16 protein-coding genes are annotated in these 18431 nt (G+C 65.7%); 7 read left to right on the forward strand and 9 right to left on the reverse strand.

Annotated elements, in window-relative coordinates; all coding sequences use genetic code 11:
- The first annotated feature begins 59 nt into the window (after positions 1–59).
- The 5 genes from serA to ACFSCT_RS18500 are packed head-to-tail and all read left to right on the forward strand — an operon-like array spanning position 60 to position 4645.
- A complete protein-coding gene (gene serA / locus ACFSCT_RS18480) occupies positions 60–1652 on the forward strand; it encodes a phosphoglycerate dehydrogenase (RefSeq protein WP_379145241.1) in 1593 nt (530 codons plus the stop codon).
- Positions 1653–1657: 5 nt separating this feature from the next.
- Positions 1658–2398 carry a metallophosphoesterase gene (locus ACFSCT_RS18485; RefSeq protein WP_379145242.1) on the forward strand — a complete coding sequence of 247 codons (741 nt, stop codon included), beginning with the start codon at positions 1658–1660 and terminating at the stop codon, positions 2396–2398.
- Complete coding sequence (locus tag ACFSCT_RS18490; RefSeq protein ID WP_379145245.1) at positions 2395–2955, forward strand: DUF2585 domain-containing protein; 561 nt, start codon at positions 2395–2397, stop codon at positions 2953–2955. The genes ACFSCT_RS18485 and ACFSCT_RS18490 overlap by 4 nt, the downstream gene beginning before the upstream one ends.
- 1 nt (position 2956) lies before the next feature.
- Positions 2957–3409 (forward strand): CreA family protein, encoded by a 453-nt coding sequence (locus ACFSCT_RS18495; protein ID WP_379145247.1) that lies wholly within the window; start codon positions 2957–2959, stop codon positions 3407–3409.
- A 60-nt stretch (positions 3410–3469) separates the two neighbouring features.
- Positions 3470–4645: an acetyl-CoA C-acyltransferase family protein gene (locus ACFSCT_RS18500; RefSeq protein WP_379145249.1), complete on the forward strand. Its 1176-nt coding sequence runs from the start codon at positions 3470–3472 to the stop codon at positions 4643–4645.
- A 182-nt stretch (positions 4646–4827) separates the two neighbouring features.
- Here the strand turns inward: ACFSCT_RS18500 and ACFSCT_RS18505 are convergent, their stop codons facing one another.
- The 6 genes from ACFSCT_RS18505 to ACFSCT_RS18530 all read right to left on the reverse strand — a co-directional run bounded on the left by ACFSCT_RS18505 (position 4828) and on the right by ACFSCT_RS18530 (position 10342).
- Positions 4828–5544, reverse strand: coding sequence for a DUF1194 domain-containing protein (locus ACFSCT_RS18505; RefSeq protein WP_379145250.1), 717 nt, complete (start codon positions 5542–5544; stop codon positions 4828–4830).
- Between the two features lie 292 nt (positions 5545–5836).
- Complete coding sequence (locus tag ACFSCT_RS18510) at positions 5837–6466, reverse strand: VUT family protein (protein WP_379145252.1); 630 nt, start codon at positions 6464–6466, stop codon at positions 5837–5839.
- 144 nt (positions 6467–6610) lie between these two features.
- Positions 6611–7510, reverse strand: coding sequence for an esterase-like activity of phytase family protein (locus ACFSCT_RS18515; RefSeq protein WP_379145254.1), 900 nt, complete (start codon positions 7508–7510; stop codon positions 6611–6613).
- Positions 7483–8352: a penicillin-insensitive murein endopeptidase gene (gene mepA, locus ACFSCT_RS18520; protein ID WP_379145256.1), complete on the reverse strand. Its 870-nt coding sequence runs from the start codon at positions 8350–8352 to the stop codon at positions 7483–7485. The genes ACFSCT_RS18515 and mepA overlap by 28 nt, the downstream gene beginning before the upstream one ends.
- Complete coding sequence (locus ACFSCT_RS18525) at positions 8352–9722, reverse strand: MFS transporter (protein WP_379145587.1); 1371 nt, start codon at positions 9720–9722, stop codon at positions 8352–8354. Before ACFSCT_RS18525 ends, mepA begins: the two co-directional genes overlap by 1 nt.
- A gap of 71 nt (positions 9723–9793) precedes the next feature.
- Positions 9794–10342 (reverse strand): acyl-CoA thioesterase, encoded by a 549-nt coding sequence (locus ACFSCT_RS18530; protein WP_379145258.1) that lies wholly within the window; start codon positions 10340–10342, stop codon positions 9794–9796.
- 157 nt (positions 10343–10499) lie between these two features.
- Between ACFSCT_RS18530 and ACFSCT_RS18535 the strand changes: the two genes are divergently transcribed.
- Positions 10500–10790, forward strand: coding sequence for a YggT family protein (locus tag ACFSCT_RS18535; protein WP_379145260.1), 291 nt, complete (start codon positions 10500–10502; stop codon positions 10788–10790).
- Positions 10791–10793: 3 nt separating this feature from the next.
- Entirely contained in the window at positions 10794–12833 is a 2040-nt protein-coding gene (gene recQ / locus ACFSCT_RS18540; protein WP_379145262.1) for a DNA helicase RecQ, read from the forward strand.
- Here recQ and ACFSCT_RS18545 read toward each other — a convergent pair.
- From ACFSCT_RS18545 to ACFSCT_RS18555, 3 genes are read right to left on the reverse strand one after another with little or no spacing between them, the layout of a single operon-like run.
- Positions 12821–15952 carry an efflux RND transporter permease subunit gene (locus tag ACFSCT_RS18545; RefSeq protein WP_379145265.1) on the reverse strand — a complete coding sequence of 1044 codons (3132 nt, stop codon included), beginning with the start codon at positions 15950–15952 and terminating at the stop codon, positions 12821–12823. The two genes, recQ and ACFSCT_RS18545, sit on opposite strands and share 13 nt — an antisense overlap.
- On the reverse strand, positions 15949–17220 hold the full coding sequence (locus tag ACFSCT_RS18550) for an efflux RND transporter periplasmic adaptor subunit (RefSeq protein WP_379145268.1): 1272 nt from the start codon (positions 17218–17220) through the stop codon (positions 15949–15951). Before ACFSCT_RS18550 ends, ACFSCT_RS18545 begins: the two co-directional genes overlap by 4 nt.
- Positions 17217–18398: an efflux RND transporter periplasmic adaptor subunit gene (locus tag ACFSCT_RS18555; protein WP_379145269.1), complete on the reverse strand. Its 1182-nt coding sequence runs from the start codon at positions 18396–18398 to the stop codon at positions 17217–17219. Before ACFSCT_RS18555 ends, ACFSCT_RS18550 begins: the two co-directional genes overlap by 4 nt.
- Between the last annotated feature and the right edge of the window lie 33 nt (positions 18399–18431).

Here is an 18431-nt window from a genome sequence, read left to right on the forward strand (position 1 = left end):
GCAAGAAAGAAATGAATTTGCGTGGCTGCCTGCCCGCATCCTGTCAAAGGACATATGACATGCCGAAGGTACTTGTTTCCGACAAGCTGAGCGAAACCGCCGTCCAGATCTTTCGCGATCGCGGCGTCGAGGTGGATTATCTGCCCGATCTGGGCAAGGACAAGGAAAAGCTGGCCGAGGTGATCGGGCAGTACGACGGGTTGGCGATCCGTTCGGCCACCAAGGTGACCGAAAAGCTGCTGGAGAAGGCGGTCAATCTGAAGGTGATCGGCCGCGCCGGGATCGGGGTCGACAATGTCGATATTCCGGCCGCGAGCAAAAAGGGCGTGATCGTCATGAACACGCCCTTCGGCAATTCGGTCACCACGGCCGAGCATGCCATCGCCATGATGTTCGCCGTCGCCCGGCAATTGCCCGAGGCCAGCAGCTCGACCCATGCGGGCAAGTGGGAGAAGAACCGCTTCATGGGGGTTGAGCTGTTCAACAAGACGCTGGGGGTGGTCGGCGCGGGCAACATCGGGTCCATCGTCATCAACCGAGCGCTTGGGCTGCATATGAAGGTGCTGGCCTATGATCCCTTCCTGTCCGAGGAGCGCGCCAAGGAACTTGGGGTGACCAAGGTCGAACTGGATGACCTGTGGGCGAAGTCGGATTTCATCACCTTCCACGTGCCGCTGACCGACAAGACCCGCGATATCCTGTCGCGCGACGCGATTGCCAAGCTGAAGCCCGGCGTGCGCATCATCAACTGCGCCCGTGGCGGACTGGTGGATGAGGCGGCGCTGGCCGAGGCGCTGCGGGACGGCCGCGTCGCCGGTGCGGCCTTCGATGTCTTTGCCGAGGAGCCGGCCACGGCGAGCCCCTTGTTCAACCTGCCGAATGTGGTGGTGACGCCGCATCTGGGCGCCTCGACCACCGAAGCGCAGGAAAACGTGGCCCTTCAGGTCGCCGAACAGATGTCGGACTATCTGCTGACCGGGGCAGTGCAGAACGCGCTGAACATGCCCAGCGTCACCGCCGAGGAAGCCGCCGTCATGGGGCCGTGGCTGCGGCTTGCGGGTCATCTGGGCGCCTTCGTCGGGCAGATGACCGATCAGCCGATCAAGGCGATCAACGTGCTTTACGACGGCTCGGTCGCCGAGATGAACCTGAACGCGCTGAATGCGGCGGTGATCGCGGGGGTGATGAAGGCCACGAACCCGGATGTGAACATGGTCTCGGCCCCGGTCATGGCGCGCGAACGCGGCGTGCAGGTCGCCACCACGCATCAGGAAAAATCGGGCGCTTTCGATGGTTACATCAAGGTCACCGTGGTGACGGCCGAGCGTGAACGCTCGATCGCCGGGACGGTGTTCAGCGACGGCAAGCCCCGCTTCATCCAGATCCGCGGGATCAATGTTGACGCCGAAATCGGCGAGCATATGCTTTACACCCGGAACAAGGACGTGCCGGGTGTGATCGGTGCGCTGGGGACGACGCTGGGCGATCTTGGGGTCAACATCGCGAACTTTACCCTTGGCCGCACCCGCTCGGGCGAGGATGCGATCGCGATCCTTTATCTGGACGAGCCGCCCCGGACCGAGGTGCTGGACGCGCTGCGCCGGACCGGCAAGTTCCTGCAGGTGCGCCCGCTGCACTTCGAGATCGGCTGATCACGATGGCGCAGGTCTATGCCATCGGCGATATCCACGGCCAGCTGGACCTGCTGAGATCGGCCCATGCCCGCATCACGGCCGATGCGGGCACGGATAATCCCCGCATCGTTCATATAGGCGATCTTCTGGATCGCGGACCGGACAGCCGGGGCGTCGTCGATTACCTGATCGAGGGCCAGCGCGCCGGGCGCGACTGGATCGTCGTGAAAGGCAATCACGACAGGTTCCTGCCCCGGCTCATCACCAATCCCGAATGGATAGACTCCGGGCTGGCGTCCGGGCGGCACTGGCTGGATCATACCGGGCTGGGCGCGGCGGCGACCTTGCGCAGCTATGGCATCGATCCCGATCAGCCGAAGGACGCGATTATTGCCGAGGCCCGGGCCAAAGTGCCCACGCACCATGTCAAATGGCTGAAAAGCCTGCCGAACTGGTATCTGGACCCGCACGGGCTGTTCGTGCATGCCGGGATCCGGCCCGGCGTCGATATTCAGGACCAGGCCGAGCAGGATCTGGTCTGGATACGGCAGGGCTGGCTGGAAAACACCCGCGATCACGGCGTTCTGGTGGTGCACGGCCATACCGCGCTGGACCACGCGACCCATTACGGCAACCGGCTGAACATCGACAGCGGGGCAGCCTATGGCGGTCCGTTGTCGGCGATCGTGCTGGATGATGACGGCGCGTCGCTGCTGGTCGAGGGTGGCGGCCGCCAGCCGTTGCGCCCCGGGATCGCGCAGTGAGATCGACGCGCCTGCCCTGGCTGCTGACAGGGGTGATCATCCTGGGCGCGGCGGTCATCCTTCTGGCCATGGGCCGGGTGCCGATCTGCACATGCGGATCCGTCAAGCTGTGGTACGGCGAGACCATGAGCAGCGAGAATTCGCAGCATCTCATCGACTGGTATTCGCCCTCTCATATCCTGCACGGAATTCTGTTCTATGCCGCGCTGTGGCTGGTGGCGCGGCGTATCCCCATCAGCTGGCGGCTGGTCATCGCGACGCTGATCGAAGCGGCATGGGAGCTGACCGAGAACAGCGATGCGATCATCGAGCGGTATCGCGCGGTCACGATCTCGCTGCACTATTATGGCGATTCGGTCGTCAACTCGGTCTCGGACATGGTGATGATGGTGATCGGCTTCGGTCTGGCGCGGGTTTTGCCGGTCTGGGCCAGCGTCGCCATCGTGATCGGGGCGGAATTGCTGACCATGTGGATCATTCGCGACGGTTTGGCGTTGAACATACTGATGCTGGTCCATCCGATGGACTGGGTACGCACATGGCAAGCGGGGGGCTGAGATGAAAACGGCGATCGTGATGGCGGGGCTTGTCCTGTCGGGCTTGGCCCCTGCGGCAGCCGAAGAGGTCGGGCGGGTCGGTGTCGATTGGGTCGGCAACGACATCATCGTCGAGGCGGTGCCCGACCCCAAGGTGCAGGGCGTCACCTGCCATCTGGCCTATTTCGAACGGTCGACCTTTGACCGGCTGAAGAACGGCAACTGGTTCGAGGACCCCTCGAACAGCGCTATCGAATGCAGCCGCACCGGCAAGGTCGTGCTGGGCGACATCGCGCGGGGACCCGAGGGTGAAGAGGTGTTTTCGGAATCGCGCTCGCTGATCTTCAAGTCGCTGCGGGTGACGCGGATTTATGATGAGGCGAACCAGACGCTGATCTATCTGGCGCACGCGAATGAGGTGACCGAGGGTTCGGCGAAGATGGCGATTTCATCGGTGCCGCTTTTCGGCAACTGAAAATTTGACATCGCCCCCGCCAAGGCTAGGCTTTCCGTGGTCCATTAGGGGGGGATTAACATGTCCGATATCGTCATTCTGTCCGGGGCGCGTACCGCGATTGGCGGCTTTGGCGGGTCACTCGCCGCAATACCCCCGACCGAGCTTGCCGCGACGGTGACACGCGCGGCGCTGGAACGTGCGGGAGTGGCGCCCGACCGGATCGGCACGGTGGTTTTCGGCCATGTCATCAACACCGAACCCCGCGATATGTATCTGTCCCGGGTCGCGATGCTGGATGCCGCTATTCCCGACACCACCCCGGCGATGAACGTCAACCGCCTGTGCGGCTCGGGCGTGCAGGCGATCGTTTCGGCGGCGCAGGCGCTGACCCTGGGCGAGGCCGAGTTCGCCGTTGCCGGCGGCGCCGAATCGATGAGCCGCGCCCCCTACGGCCTGTTGACCGCGCGTTGGGGGCAGAAAATGGGCGATACCAAGGCGCTGGACATGATGACCGGGGCGCTGACCTGCCCGATGGGCACCGGGCATATGGGCGTGACGGCGGAAAACGTCGCCGCTGAACATGGCATCTCGCGTCAGGATCAGGATGCTTTCGCGCTGGAAAGCCAGAACCGCGCCGCCGCCGCCATCGCCGAGGGGCGGTTCCGCGACCAGATCGTGCCCATCGAGGTCAAGACCCGCAAGGGCGTGGTGTCGTTCGACACCGATGAACATCCGAAACAGACCAGCCCCGAGGCTCTGGCCGGTCTGAAAACCGTATTCCAGAAAGACGGCACCGTCACCGCCGGCAACGCGAGCGGCATCAACGATGGTGCGGCCGCGCTGGTTCTGGCCCGAGCCGATGCCGCCCGGACCGCCGGTCTGACGCCCCGCGCGCGCATCATCGGCTGGGCGGTGGCCGGCGTGCCGCCGCAGGTCATGGGCATCGGCCCGGTGCCGGCGGTGCGCAAATTGCTGGAGAAAACCGGGCTTGGTGTCGGCGATTTCGACGTGATCGAATCGAATGAGGCGTTCGCCGCGCAGGCGCTTGCCGTGTCGCGCGCGCTTGGCTTCGACGCGGACCGCGTGAACCCGAACGGTGGCGCCATCGCGCTTGGCCATCCGGTGGGCGCGACCGGGGCCATCATTACCGTCAAGGCGCTGGCCGAACTGGAACGTACCGGCGGCCAACGCGCGCTGGTCACCATGTGCATCGGCGGCGGGCAGGGGATCGCACTGGCCATCGAGCGGATCTGAGGGCGCTGCGCGGTACGCCCGGCCGGTGACGGCGTAAGCCTCGCCCGGACGGCAAGCCGGTTGGCAGAGCCCGCTGCCTGCGCCGTGGCCCCCGCGCGGATCGTCCGTATAGACCAAAAGCCACACGCCCGGTGACTGACTGAACCGCCGCGGTGAGCCGCCCGGCTGAGCGTGCGTCGCGCTCAGTCCATTGCCACGCGCCGCCGTGGGTCCGCGGGGACCGGCGTGCCGGCGATTTCCAGCACCATCTTGCGGCGCACCGCAGTCTCGAAACTTTCGTCGCCGTCCGCCGTGACCATGAACGCGCCCGAGCCGCCGATCAGCCGGTCCAGATATTCCTGTTCCAGATTCGGGCCGGTCGGCCTTCCGCTGCAATCAAGGCACAGAACCGGCAGACCGTTGATGGTGATGCCGGCGTCCAGCACCGCCTGCCGCGCTGACGCGATCGGCGGTCCGCTGCCGTTCCAAAGGCTGTCGCTTGAGAAATCAATCACCTTGCGCCAGCCGTTGAAGTCGTTTTTCTCGATAAGATCCAGACTGTACAACAGCGCCGCGCCGATAGCGTTGCCGCCGATCGATTCGCGCGGCGCGCCCATCAGCGCGTCGGCAAAGCGCCGGGCGTCCGTCGCGCCACCGATCACCATCCACGGCACGATCACATCGGTCGTATCGGCGAATTCGACATAGGTGACGGCAACGCCGCCGGCCGTGTCGGCGATTGCCGCCAGCACCTCGGGCGAGGTCATCGCGTTGGCATAGCCGCGTCGCTGCAACTCCAGCTCGATGGCGTCGATCGAACCCGAGGCATCGGTCAGAAGCACCAGCTCCAGTTCCACATCCTGCGCCAAAGCCGCGATCGGCGCGGAAAACAGCATCAGAACGGCGATGATGTGGCGCATGGGTTCAACCTTTCCGGCGAAAGATGACGTGCCCTGTCCCGGGGGTTTTTGACGGCGGCGCCAAAAACGGAAACGGGCCGCCCGGATCAGACGGCCCGCGAGATCTTCGGAGATGGTTCGGTTAGGGTTGGTGCCTACCGTCCCAGTCAGGGCTCTCAACCCTTGGGTCTGCCCTTAGGCCACGGCCCCCCTGACTGTCCCGTCACCTCTCTCCAATATCACTCTCGACACTGGACCACCTCCTTTCGCTCTGGTTGCCGTTACCAAAAGCGTGCCACAGTTTTGAATCCTGTCAACGCATTTCTGCGATCCGCGTGGCGCGGCGATCCAACATGTTGCGTACGATGATGCGAAACGGCACCAGCGCCAGTATGCCGATGGCCAGCTTCACCAGAAAGTCAGCGGCGCCAAGCGACAGCCATACCGGCACCAAAGGACCCCAGCCCAGCAGCGGCACCGCCTCGTTCGCCCAGGCCACATCCTCGGCCGGGTTGATGAAGCTGAAGGCGCTGGCGAATGCGACCGAAAAGAACGTGAGCGTGTCCAGCACCGATCCGGCGATGGTTCCGAACAGCGGCGCTTTCCACCAGCCCAGCCGGTCGCGCAGCCGGTTGAAGACGCCGATGTCCAGAAACTGCGCCAACAGGAACGCCAGTCCCGAGGCGACGGCGATGCGCGTCGTCGTCGCATCCACCCGGGCGGCGATGGCCGAACAGATCAGCCCGACCACGAAACCGGCGACCACGACCCGTCGTGCTGCCGCTGGGCCGTGGACGCGGTTGACGATGTCGGTCACCAGAAAGGCGAACGGGTAGGTGAAGGCCCCCCAGGTCAGCGATTCGCCAAAACGGAACTGGACAAGGATGTTCGAGGCCACGACGACGATGGCCATGGCGATGATGCCGGGCAGAAAGCGGGTCATTATGATTTCCGTTTTACAAGGTTGCGGAAGAACTCGGCCCGCCAGCGCGGACAGGGGGGCGGATAGCCCCGCCCGCACCGCCTGTCAATGCCGAGATCACGGGCCGCCGGCGGGACCCGCGTTCAGGCCGTGGTCAACGTGCAGTCAGGGGACGACCCGGTATTCGACCAGTTCGGTGCGCTGCACGAACAGGAAATTGTCGTCTGAGATCATGGTCAGCCGCACGCCTTTGTCATCCTGCCAGACCGCGATGCCTTCCAGATTGTCGAACCGCATCGGTCCCGCGACCAACAGCTCTTGCTCATCGGTGAAACCGTCCTCGCCAAGCGCGAAGCTGCGCACCCGCGACCGAAAGCCCAGAACCCCCCAGAAGTCGCGTTCCAGCAGATAGAACCGTCCGTCGGGGCCGAAATCCGAGCCGACCGGCAACCACGGACCACGGCGCGGAATCTGGAACGGCTGGTCCCATTCGCCGTCCCGCAGCCGCCAGACCGGAAACGGCTGGTCCTCGGCCTTGGAACGCTCGGGCATCGTGTAAATCGTCCCCTCCGGGGAAACGGCCAGCGATTCAAGCCCCTTGTTCGGCTCGAACGATTTGAATGCATCGGGCGAGTTCAGCAGGATCGCGGGCCCGTCCGGCCTGTCATAGGCGACCACCCGGTGCAGCCCCTCGTAAGACACGTAGATCCGGCCGTTCGCGTCGATCGCCAGCCCCTCGCTATCGCCGAGCTGACCGGGCTTCAGGACTTTGCCCTTGCTGTCGCGCAGTCTGGAGCCGCCCGTGGTCTTGACCGCCTCGATCCTGCCGTCGGCATTGCGGGTGATGGTCCCCCAGCGCAGCGTGGCGCGATCCGACAGGACGGTCAGTTCCGTGCCGTCATCGCTGATCTCCAGCCCCGAGAAGCCGCCGAAATCGGCGTCATCCTCTTGCCAGATATAGGTGCCAATATATTCGGCGCTGGCTGAGATGGCGGGAATCGGCATCCCCGCCGCCAGCGCCGTGCAAAGCCCCGCGATCAGCGCGCGGCAGCTACGTTTCGACATACAGAAGGAAGCTCACTCAATCGGTAGGAACGGGGGTGACGGGTCGCGGGCTGGGGCCCGGGCGCGGGTTTCGGCGGGTTGATCCGCTCCTGTATCGCCTGCGCCGCCGCATCGCAATGATCGCCGGGCGGCACTTCGGCCTGACCGGTGCAGCCGGGACTGCCGGCGGGGCAGCGCAGCCGGACGTGGAAATGATAGTCATGCCCGTTCAGGACCTGAATCTTGCGCAGATAGCTGCGGTCGCCGCGCTCGGACTGGCACATCGACCATTTCGCCACCGGATCGACGAAGATGCGCTGCACCCGCGGGTCGCGGGCGGCGGCGCGGATGATCGCCATATGCGCCCCCGACCACAGCGCGCTGGGTTGGGTGCCGTTGCCGGCGACCACGGATTGCGACGAGATTTTCTCGCGTTCGCCCTGCGACAGTTGCAGGCTGGGCGGCGGCAGCATCCAGATATCGGCATCCAGCCCAAGCTGATGGCTGGCATGGCCGGTGACCATGGGGCCACCGCGCGGCTGGCTCATGTCGCCGAAATAAAGCCCGCGCCAGCCGACCTGGGCGGCCACCTGCGACAGCCCCTGCAACAGGCCGACCAGATCGGGGGTGCCGTAAAAGCGGTTCCGCGACAGGCGCATCACCTGCCATGTGGGGCCGGATTCGGGCATCGCCACCAGCCCGCTCGCACAGCCCTTGCTGTAAAATCCGATCGCCTGCGCCGGTCCGGCGGTGGGGCCGCGCGCTGCGCCGAAGACGTCCTTTGCAAGCGGGTCGGCCGTCGCGGGAACCCCGCAAATCAGCGCCAGCCCGGCGGCAAGCGCCCAAGAAACGATCTTGCCCATCACTGCCCCTCATCTCCTTTTGGTTGGACCCAGAGTAGCAGCCACAGCCCGAAAAGGAATATCACGATCAGCGGAGAAATGCCGACGCGCTGGGACCCGCTTAACGTGGTCGCAAGCGTGATAAGCATCGGCGCGAGGAAGGTGGTCGCCTTGCCGGAAAGCGCGTAAAGGCCGAACGCTTCGGTCGCGCGATCGGGCACGGTGTGGCGCGCCATCATGGTGCGCCCCGCCGCCTGCATCGCACCCCCCGCGCCGCCGATGATACAGCCGCAGACATAGAATATTTGATCGGGCAGGCGCGAGCCTTGGGCGACCGCGATGCCGAAAATGCTCTCCCGGCCCATGCCGATCAGGATGACGCAGACCACCAGCAACGCCAGCGCGCAGGCGATGATCACCGGCTTGGGTCCCCAGCGGCGGTCGGCGTGGCCACCCAGCCAACTGACCACGGCGGCCGCGACCACGCTGACCAGACCAAAGCGCCCGACATCGACCACCGTCCAGCCAAGCACGCCGGCGCCATATATGCCGCCGAATGCATACATGCCGTTCAGCGCGTCACGCAGCAGCATCGAGCTTGCCAGCCAGGCGGCAAGGCTGGTCCGGTGGCGCAGGCTGGCGATCAGCCGCACCAGATTTGTCATCGCCGCCCCGATCCGCAGCCGCTTGCCGGTCGCGGCGGGCTCGCGCACCCACAGGAAGAACGGGATCATGAACACGACATACCAGATGGCGGTGAACGGGCCGACAAAGCGCGTGCCCTCGCGCGTCTCGGGGTTCAGCCCGAACAGCGGATCGAAACCCAGCAGGGTCTTTCCCGACGTGCCGCTTTCGGCGAAAAACCCGACCATGATCAAAAGCGCGACGGCGCCGCCGACATAGCCAAGCGCGAAACCATTGCCGGAAATGCGGCCGATCTCTTGCTCGGGGCCAAGCGAGGGCAGCATCGCGTTGGTGAAGATGGTCGCAAACTCCATCCCGATCAGCCCGATGCCGAACATGGTGATGGTCAGGATCAGGTCGGGCGACTGGGGTGCCAGCCACCACAGCCCGGCCGCGCCGATCACATACAGCGCCGAGAACAGCCAGATCCAGATCAGCCGCCGCCCGGTGTTGTCGGCGATCGCGCCCAGCACCGGCGCAAGCACCGCCACGATGACGCCCGATATGGTCAGACCCAGACCCCAAAGCGATTGCGCATTGGCCTTGGCCTGCATCACGTCAAGCCCCTGCGAGACATAATGAATGCGCGCGATCTCGCTGAAATAGGTCGAGAAAATGAACGTCAGCAGCAAGGTCGCATAGGGTTGGCTGGCCCAGTCGAACAGCCACCAGCCCCAGATTCTGCGCCGTTGCCCGCCGGTCGTCATATCAGCCATGGCTCTGGTTATCCCTCATGTCGATTGCATAAGGCCGAAAACCGGCCGCTCTGGCAACCCGCCTAGGCGTCTTCGGGCGGCGCGTTCAGGGGCGGCCATGGCCGCAGGGCGTCGGCCTTGATCCAGGCCGCGACCCAATCGGGCAGGGCGGGGCTGTCGTGTTCCTGTCCGATGACCCTTAGCAGTTCGGCCGGCGGAACGATGCCATCGGCCGAGGTCACCGCCGAACGCAGCAGCATCTGCGAGGTGCATTTGCCCTTACGCCACATGCTTTGCTCCATATAAAAGAACCGCTCGTCCCAGCCGATGACCCGCGACAGCATCACGAAGCGGTCGAACAGGCGCACGCGGTGGCGATAGCGCACGGTATTGCCCGCGACGGTGATGCCCCAGCGGTTCTTGCGCAAATGGCCGATCAGGCCGGTTCGCCGCGCCATCGGAATGCGGCCAAGATCGTAAAGCGTCAGGGTGCGGCCGTTGTTCAGCTCGATCCACGGGTCGATGTCCCACGGCCAGCAGATATGGGTCGAGACATGGGTGCCCGTCATCGGGATGGCGGGCGCATTGCGGAACTTCCACAGCTCCTTGACGAAACGGACGACAGGATACACGCGGGATCCCCCTTTTTGACCAGCGGGTAAGCCGTGGTCCGCTGCGCGTCAATCGAAACGCCGCGACACCTTTGCGCGAAGGCCGGTCAAGGGCGGTTGCAACCGGGCCCCCGCTGCCTTACGTGAATTGCCGGACCAGCAAGCGAGCGAGGATCGAATGACGACGCTGTACCAGGCGCTGATGCTAATCTTGGACGTGGTGTGGTTCGTGATGATCGCGCATATCCTGCTGTCCTGGCTACTCGGCTTTGGTGTTCTGAACCCGCGCCAGCCGATCGTCGCCCAGCTTTGGCAAGGGCTGAGCCGTCTGCTCGAGCCGATCTATGGCCCGATCCGCGCGATCCTTCCGAATACCGGCGGGCTGGATCTGGCGCCGCTGGTGGTCTTTATCATCGTCATCATCCTGCAACGCGCGCTTCAGAACAACGCCGGCTTCTTTCTGGGCTGAGTGATGCCGCCCGACCTGCTTTTGCGTCAGGTCTTTGGCTATGACGCCTTTCGTCCCGGTCAGGCCGAGATCGTCGAGGCCGTAGCCGCCGGGCGCGATGTGCTGGCGATCATGCCGACGGGCGGCGGCAAATCGCTTTGCTTTCAGCTTCCGGCGCTCATGCGCGAAGGGCTGACGGTCGTCATCTCGCCGCTGATCGCGCTGATGCGGGATCAGGTCCGGGGGCTCGAGGCGCTGGGCGTGGCTGCGGGGGCGCTGACCAGCGGCAACACCGATGCGGAAACCGCGGCGGTTCATCAGGCCGTCGCCGACGGGCGGCTGCGGCTTTTGTACATGGCGCCCGAGCGGCTGGCGGCGGGCGGGACGGTGCACTTCCTGCGCCGCGCCGGGGTGACGGCGATCGCCGTGGACGAGGCGCATTGCGTCAGCCAGTGGGGCCATGATTTCCGCCCCGACTATCTGCGCATCGGCGAATTGAAGCGGGCGCTGAACGTGCCGCTTGCGGCCTTTACCGCCACGGCCGACGCCGAGACCCGGACCGAGATCGTGGCGCGGCTGTTCGGCGGGGCGGATCCGGTCACCTTTCTGCGCGGTTTCGATCGCCCGAACATCCGTCTGGCGTTTCAGCCAAAGGACCAGCCCCGCCGCCAGCTCATGGAGTTCGCCGCCGCGCGTCGCGGGCAGTCGGGCATCGTCTATTGCGCCAGCCGGGCGCGCACCGAAACGCTTGCCGCCGCGCTGTCACAGGCCGGTCAGCCCGCCATCCCCTATCACGGCGGCATGGAGGCCGGGCCGCGGCGCGAGGCCGAGACTCGCTTTCAGCGCGATGACGGGCTGATCGTCGTCGCCACCGTTGCCTTTGGCATGGGCATCGACAAGCCCGACATCCGTTGGGTGGCGCATGCCGACCTGCCGAAGTCGATCGAGGCTTATTATCAGGAAATCGGCCGTGCCGGGCGCGACGGCGCGCCGGCCGAGACGCTGACGCTTTACGGCGCCGACGACATTCGCTTGCGCCGTGCCCAGATCGACGAAGGGCTGGCCCCGCCCGGCCGCAAGGCGGCCGATCATGCGCGGCTGAACGCGCTTCTGGGTCTGGCCGAAGCGCAGGGCTGCCGCCGCCGCCGACTGCTCGACTATTTCGGCGAGGACAGCGGCCCTTGCGGCAATTGCGACCTGTGCAGCGATCCGCCGAAGCTGTTCGACGGCACCGAAGCCGTGCGCAAGGCGCTTTCGGCGGTTCTGCGGACGGATGAATGGTTCGGCACCGGCCATCTGATCGACATCCTGCTGGGGCAGGCGACCGAAAAGGTGCGGGCGCGCGGTCATGACCATCTGCCGACCTTCGGCGTCGGCTCAGATCTGTCGCGGGCGCAATGGGGCGCGGTGTTTCGTCAGATGTTGGGGCTGGATCTGCTGCGGCCCGACCCGTCCCGCCACGGCGCGCTGCGCATGACCGAGGGCGCGCGGCCGATCCTGCGCGGTGAGAACACCGTCACGCTGCGGCGTGACCTGATCGGCAAGGCGCGTCCGGCCTATGCGGTCCGTGCCCTTGTGGATGACGAGGATGCGCCTCTGTTGTCGGCGCTGAAGGCCGCCCGCCGCGCGCTGGCCGAGGCGCAGCGGGTGCCGGCCTATGTCATCTTTACCGACAAGACGCTGATCGAAATGGCCCAGACCCGGCCCGCCGATCTGGACCAGATGGCGCGGATCGGCGGGGTCGGGGCCAAGAAGCTTGAAAGCTATGGCGCGGCATTCCTGAAGGTCATCGCGGGCGAGGCCCCGGCCGCGATGCACCCGGCGCGGCGCAAGCTGGCCGGCAGCGCCTCGGGCGATTTGTATGACCGGCTGATGGCGGTTCAGCAGCAGCTTGCGCGCGGCGACGACGGCACGGCCAAGCCGATGTCATGCCCGGCCGGCACCATCCGCCGCATCGCGCAGGATCGCCCGCGCGATCTGTCGCGCTATCTGGATCCGAACCGGCTGGAGCGTTTCGGCGCCGCCTTCGCGGCCGAGATCGAGATGCCGGATCAGGTCGGCTGAGCACCGGCGGCGCCGGCTGTGGGGTTCGCTTCCGCGCCGGGATTCGCCGTGTTCTCGTTTTTGTCCTCGTTCTCGGGCGTGTTTTGCGGCGGCTTCACCCGGAAGATCGCGCAATACAGCGCCGGCACGAACACCAGCGTGACCAGCGTACCCGCGATGATCCCGCCCATCATGGCGAATGCCATCGGCCCCCAGAAAACTTCACGCGAAATCGGGATAAGCGCCAGGCTTGCCGCCGCGGCGGTCAGCAGGATCGGGCGTGCGCGGCTGTCGGACGCCTCGAACACCGCGTCCCAACGCGAGCGGCCCTTTTGCAGCAACACCTCGATCTCGTGCACCAGAATGATCGAGTTGCGGATCAGGATGCCGATCAGCGCCAGAATGCCCAGAATCGCCACGAACCCCATCGGTACGCCGAACGGCAACAATGCCGCCACCACGCCGATCAGCCCAAGCGGCGCCGCCGCAAAGACGATCAGCGCAAGCCGGAAACTTTGCATCTGCGCCATGACCAGAACCGCCATGATCAGCAGCATGACCGGAACCACGGCGGCGATCGGCGCCTGACTTTCGGATGAGGATTCGACCGTGCCGCCGATCTCGACGCGAATATCGGATGGCAGCTTCGCCGTATATTCGGCGACGGCGGGGCCAAGCGCGTTGACCAGCGTGGCGGGCTGGTCGACCGAGGCGATGGCCGCCTTGACGGTCACCGTGGGCAGGCCGTTCCGCTGCTGGATCAGCGGTTGTTCGGTGCCATAGGTCAGCCGCGCAAGGCTGATCAGCGGAATCCCCACGCCGCTCGGGGTCGACAGTTGCAGGTTCTGCAACGAATCCACCGACTGCCGGTCGGCCGCATCACCCCGCGCCACCACGTCGATCAGGAAAATATCGTCGCGCAACTGGGTGACCACCTTGCCGCTGAACATGGCCGAGACCGCGGTTGCGATAGATTGCGAGCTGATCCCGATCCGGCGCACCTTGTCCTGATCAATCTCCAACCGCAGAACCCGGGCCGGTTCGTTCCAGTTGAGTTCGATATCGCGCAGCCGCGGCTCGGTGGCCAGAACCGTCGCCAGTCCGCGCGCGGCGTCGCGCACCGTCTCGGTATCCGGTCCGCTGACCCGGTACTGCACCGGCTTGCCCACCGGCGGCCCGATTTCCAGATTTTTCACAAAGACATTGACGCCGGTGAGTTCGGTCGCCGCGAATGCGTTCAGCTTGGCCTTTACCCGGTCGCGCTGCGCCAGCCCGCCGGTCTGGATGATGATCTGGCCCATCTGCGGGCCCGGCGTCGGCACGTCCAGCGACAGGACAAAGCGCGGTGCGCCGCGCCCCACATACGAGGTCCAGAAGGCAACGTCCTCGTCGTCCTTCAGTTGCGCTTCCAGCCTGTCCATGACCTCGGTCGTCGCCGCGATCGAGGCGTTTTGCCGCAACCCGACATCGACGATCACCTCGGGCCGGTCCGAGGTCGGGAAAAACTGCTGCTCGACGAAGCGCATGCCGAATACCGATGCCGCGAACAGCAGCACCGTGACCGCGATGGTCAGCCATTTGGCCCGCATCGCCGCCCGCAGCAGGGCATGGAACATCCGGCGCAGACGGCCGGGGCCGGCGTGGGCGTGTTTCATCTGCCGGGGCAAAAGCGTCACCCCAAGGATGGGCGCGAACAGCACCGCCACGATCCAGCTGACCACCAGCGAAACCGCGATGACGACGAACAGCGAGAAGGTGAATTCGCCCGCGGCGGAAGAGTTCAGCCCGATCGGAATGAACCCCGCGACCGTCACCAGCGTCCCCGACAGCATCGGGAATGCGATCGAGGTCCAGGCATAGCTTGCCGCCTGCTCGCGGCTCTCGCCCAGTTCCAGCCGCGAGATCATCGTCTCGATGGCGATCATCGCGTCATCGACCAAGAGCCCCAGCGCGATGATCAGCGCCCCCAGCGAGATGCGCTGCAAGGTGATGTCATACAGATCGAGGATCACGAAGGTGATGGCCAGAACCAGCGGAATGGTCAGCGTGACGACAAAGCCGGCCCGGAGGCCAAGGCTGACGAAGCTGACCAGAAGCACGATGGCCACCGCCTCGGCCAGCGCGCGGACGAAATGGCCCACCGCCTCGTCCACCACGCGGGGCTGGTCGGCGACCTTGTGCATCTCGATCCCGATCGGCAGATCCTCGGCGATCTGATTCATCATCTGGTCCAGCTCTTCGCCGAATTTGACGATGTTCTGGCCCTCGCGCATGCCGATCTGAAGCCCGATCGCGTCCTTGCCGTCATAGCGGAAAAGCTCGGTCGGCGGATCTTCATATCCGCGCCGCACCGTGGCCACGTCGGACAGGTTGAAGAACTTGCCGTTGACGACGAAATTCACCGCCGCGATCGCGCTCGCATCGCTGAACTGACCGTCCATGCGCACCAGAATACGCTCGGGCCCGGCCTGAATCTCGCCCGAGGGCACGATCGAGTTCTGGGTGGCAAGCGAGTTCATCACCTCTTGCTCGTTCAGGCCAAGCGCGGCCAGACGGCTGGGCGAGAATTCCAAGAACACCTGTTCCTTGCGCTCGCCCAGCAACTCGGTCTTGCCGGCCGCGCTGATGCCCTGAACGCGCTTGCGGATCGCCTCGACCCGGTCGCGCATCTCGCGATAGCTGAACCCGTCCGAGGTGAAGGCATAGATGTTGCCGTAAACGTCGCCGAAATCGTCGTTGAACTGAAAACCCTGGAATTCCTGCGGAAACTCGGGCCGCAGGTCGGCCATCATGTTGCGGACCCGCTGCCAGCTTGCCTTGACCTCCGGGCCGCGCACAGTGTCCAGAAGCTCGACATAGACGATGGCCCGGCCCGGCATGGTCACCGAACGGGTGTTTTTCAGCTCGTTCAGCGCCTCGAGTTTGGTCTCGATGCGCGTGGTGACCTGTTTCAGCGTTTCATCGACGGTTGCGCCGGGCAGGCTGGCGCCGATGATCATGGTCTTGATCGTGAAGCTGGGGTCTTCCTCGCGGCCAAGGCCGTTATAGGAAAGCATCCCCGCGATCATCGACACGATCAGCAGGAACCACACGAATGAGCGGTGATGCAGCGCCCAGTCGGACAGGTTGAACCGTTTCATTCGGTGATCCCTTTACCGACTTGCTGGCCTTCTTGCAGGCTGTGAATGCCGCGCACCACGACCTCCTGACCCTCGGTCAGGCCGTCGGTCACGCGCAGCCTGCCCGCGATCAGGTTCGGCCCGGGCGCAACCGTGATCGGGGTCAGGGTGACGGTGCCGGTCTGGTTTGTTCCCGTCTGGTCAGTTCTCGTCTGGTCCGCTCCGGTCTGGCCCGATCCCGTCTGGCCTTGTGCGGTCTGGTCCGATCCCATCTGATCGGTGCCCCCCGGTTCTGCGCCGGGCCGGTTGACGACCCACACCGCCGAACTGCCGTCATCGCGTTTCAGGACCGCGCTTTCCGGCAGGCTGAGACTGGTCGTCGCCGAGGCCGAATTCGCCAGTCGCGCCCGGATCAGACTGCCAAGGCGGAAGATGCTGCCATCCTCAAGCGCCAGATAGACGCGCCGCGTCCGGGTGGCGGCATCGGCCAATGGCTCGATCCGGTCCAGCGTCGCCCCGGTCGTGACATCGGGGGCAGTCTGGTTCCAGACCGCAAAGCGGGCTTTCGGATCCAGCGCCGACAACACCGTCTCGGGCAGGTCGACGACCGCCTCGCGCGCGCCGACGCCGGACAGGACCAGTATCGGCTCGCCCGCCGAAACCACCGCGCCGGGATCGGTCAGCACCTTGCTGACGACGCCGTTGAAAGGCGCGGTCAATTCGGCGAAGCCCCGCGCGTCGCGGGCGCTGGCAAGCTGCGCCTCGGCCTGATCAAACGCCGCCTGCGCCGAGGTCAGGGCCTGTTCGGCCGCCTCGACCTGCGAGGCCGAGGAGATGCCGCGCGACGACAGTTCGCGGGTCCGCTCGGCGGTCGAGCGGGCGGTATCCAGTTGCACTTTGGCCGAGTCGACCGCCGCCGTCGCCGCGCGCACGTCGCCCTCCAGATCCCCGGGGTCCAGTTCGGCCAGCGTATCGCCCTTCTTGACCTCGTCGCCAAGATCGACCGGGCGCGAGACCATGCGCCCAAGGGTCTGAAACCCAAGCTGCACCTCGTTGCGGGCCTGAATGACGCCGGGCGTGCCGTATTGAACCGGGGGCAGTTCGCTGACCCGTTCCGTCACCACGGGGCGCGGCGGTGGTGGTGCGGCCGGCGCGGCCGCTTCCTGTGACCACGGCCAGCGGAAGCCTTCGGCCAAGGCCGTCTGCGGCACGGCGGTAAGCGTCAGCGCGGCCACGGTCAGCAGGGCCGGGACAACGGTTACCGTCGGGATTGCCGATCTGATCGTCATTTCGGCGCCCCCGGGTTGGCCGCATCCGCGCTGCCGGCACCCTTATCGCCGGACGCCGCGCCGCTGACCCCCGTATCGCTGGCCCCCGCGTCGTCGGCCCCCGCGCCGCTGCTCCCTACTTCGTTTGGCCGCGCCGCCTCGACCAGCCGCCCCGGATACAGCATCTGTGAACCGGCGCCGACGACGATCTGCCCCGGTGACAGCCCGTCCGATACAAGCACGCTGTCGGTGGTGAACCGGGCGATCGAAATCTTGGCCATGGTGACGGTCTGGGTCTTGGGATCGACCACCCAGACCGCCGGATCGGTGCCGTCCTCGGACAGAACCGTCCATGGCAGCCGGATGCTGGGGGTGCTTGGAAGCTGGACCGTGCCCCTGACCGCCGCCCCCAGCAGCGAGGCGTCGGGCGGGGCGTCGCGGATTTCGGCCCGGACCGCGACCGAGGCGGTGTTCGGATCGACCAGAGGCGCGATTTCGGTGACCGTGCCGGACATGCCCGGGCCCGGCGCGTCGATCAGTTCCAGCGACACCGGCGCGCCCATCGCCTTTTCGGTATGCGGATCGTCGGGGGTTTGAAACACCGCCTCGAACCCGTCCATCGCGGCAAGCGACAGGACCGGCTGCGCCGCCCCGACGATCTGGCCCGGTTCGGCATTGCGCGCGGTGATGACCCCGTCGACCGACGCCCGCAGCACGGTGTCGTCCACGCTGCGCCGACCCTGCGCCTGATCGGTCAGCGCCTGTTGCAGGCGGCCTTGCGCCTGGCTTAACGCCTCGGCCGCACTGTCACGCGCGGCGCGGGTTCCGACGCCGCGCTCCAGCATCGCGGCCTGACGTTGCGCGGCCTGCTCGGCCTGCGCCACGATCGCCTGCGCCGAAACGACGGCGGCATCGGCCGCCAGCATGCTTTGATATTGCTGCAACGGGTCGATCCGGGCCAGCAGATCGCCACGCTTGACCCTGTCGCCGACCTCTGCGCGCACCTCGATCACCCGGCCGCCGCTACGGAAACTAAGATCGACGCTGGTCTTGGCCTCGATCGTTCCGGTCAGCGATATCGAATAGGTCTGCGGGCTGATCTCGACGGGGACGTATTCGACCCGCAGCGGAACCTCGGCCATTGCCGAAAGCGGAGAAATGGCCGCGACCCAAAACGCCGACAATAGAAAATACCGCATGAACCCGATCTTTCGTCCGCCGTATCTTGCGCC

It is taken from the genome of Paracoccus pacificus (assembly GCF_042680785.1).
Taxonomy (GTDB): domain Bacteria; phylum Pseudomonadota; class Alphaproteobacteria; order Rhodobacterales; family Rhodobacteraceae; genus Paracoccus; species Paracoccus pacificus.

Coding starts and splice junctions, on each gene's coding strand:
- serA (WP_379145241.1), top strand. CDS start 60: ATGCCGAAGGTACTTGTTTCCGACAAGCTGAGCGAAACCGCCGTCCAG.
- ACFSCT_RS18485 (WP_379145242.1), top strand. CDS start 1,658: ATGGCGCAGGTCTATGCCATCGGCGATATCCACGGCCAGCTGGACCTG.
- ACFSCT_RS18495 (WP_379145247.1), top strand. CDS start 2,957: ATGAAAACGGCGATCGTGATGGCGGGGCTTGTCCTGTCGGGCTTGGCC.
- ACFSCT_RS18500 (WP_379145249.1), top strand. CDS start 3,470: ATGTCCGATATCGTCATTCTGTCCGGGGCGCGTACCGCGATTGGCGGC.
- ACFSCT_RS18505 (WP_379145250.1), bottom strand. CDS start 5,544: ATGCGCCACATCATCGCCGTTCTGATGCTGTTTTCCGCGCCGATCGCG.
- ACFSCT_RS18510 (WP_379145252.1), bottom strand. CDS start 6,466: ATGACCCGCTTTCTGCCCGGCATCATCGCCATGGCCATCGTCGTCGTG.
- ACFSCT_RS18515 (WP_379145254.1), bottom strand. CDS start 7,510: ATGTCGAAACGTAGCTGCCGCGCGCTGATCGCGGGGCTTTGCACGGCG.
- mepA (WP_379145256.1), bottom strand. CDS start 8,352: ATGGGCAAGATCGTTTCTTGGGCGCTTGCCGCCGGGCTGGCGCTGATT.
- ACFSCT_RS18525 (WP_379145587.1), bottom strand. CDS start 9,722: ATGACGACCGGCGGGCAACGGCGCAGAATCTGGGGCTGGTGGCTGTTC.
- ACFSCT_RS18535 (WP_379145260.1), top strand. CDS start 10,500: ATGACGACGCTGTACCAGGCGCTGATGCTAATCTTGGACGTGGTGTGG.
- recQ (WP_379145262.1), top strand. CDS start 10,794: ATGCCGCCCGACCTGCTTTTGCGTCAGGTCTTTGGCTATGACGCCTTT.
- ACFSCT_RS18545 (WP_379145265.1), bottom strand. CDS start 15,952: ATGAAACGGTTCAACCTGTCCGACTGGGCGCTGCATCACCGCTCATTC.
- ACFSCT_RS18550 (WP_379145268.1), bottom strand. CDS start 17,220: ATGACGATCAGATCGGCAATCCCGACGGTAACCGTTGTCCCGGCCCTG.
- ACFSCT_RS18555 (WP_379145269.1), bottom strand. CDS start 18,398: ATGCGGTATTTTCTATTGTCGGCGTTTTGGGTCGCGGCCATTTCTCCG.